This is a genomic window from Oleiphilus sp. HI0067 (genome assembly GCF_001635735.1).
Window position 1 is genome coordinate 1 of record NZ_LWFI01000097.1, and the last position, 870, is coordinate 870.

General features: G+C 44.8%; 1 protein-coding gene. It reads left to right on the forward strand.

The genetic code is table 11. From position 1 onward, the window contains the following. Positions 1 to 27: 27 nt before the first annotated feature. The coding region (locus A3739_RS01385) for a haloalkane dehalogenase (RefSeq protein WP_068499965.1) at positions 28 to 870 on the forward strand (843 nt) is incomplete at its 3' end.

Consider the following 870-nt stretch of genomic DNA (forward strand, 5'->3'; position numbering starts at 1 on the left):
AAAAATAAAAACATATAGAGGCTATACATGATTCCATTCATTCGCACGCCAGACTCTCGCTTTGCTCGCCTATCTAATTACCCTTTCAAGCCCAACTATAAAGATATTGATGGCTTGCGGATGCACTATGTTGACGAAGGTTCTAAAAATGCAGATCCCGTTCTCATGCTCCATGGCGAACCAACATGGTCGTATTTATATCGACACATGATTCCTATTTGCGCAGCTGCTGGACATAGAGTGATTGCGCCAGATCTCATTGGCTTCGGAAAATCAGATAAACCAACCAATAAAAACGACTATAGCTACGAAACACATGTTGACTGGCTTCTTAATTTCATTGATCAACTCGAGCTCAACAACATCACTCTTGTATGCCAAGACTGGGGATCACTACTTGGCTTACGCTTAGCCGCAGAGAACTCAGACAGATTTAAAGCCATCGTAGTTGGCAACGGCATGTTGCCCACGGGTGATGAGACAGTTCCAAAAGCATTTAAAATTTGGCGCGCATTTGCATTAAACAGCCCCTGGTTTCCCATCGCGAAAATCATAAACACTGGCTGTTTTAAAACGCTTAGTCCTGATGAAATACGTGCTTACGATGCGCCGTTTCCTAGCTCAAAATACAAAGCTGGAACAAGAGCTTTTCCTGCACTCGTCCCAATCTCCCCTGATAATCCAGCATCTAGCGCAAATAAAGAAGCTTGGAAAGTCCTCGAGAAATGGGAAAAACCATTCCTAACCACATTCAGCAATGGCGACCCAATTACGCGCGGAGGCGATAGATACATGCAGAAGCGTATTCCGGGGGCTCACGGTCAAGAGCACATTACACTCAAGGGCGGGCACTTTTTACAAGAAGACGCT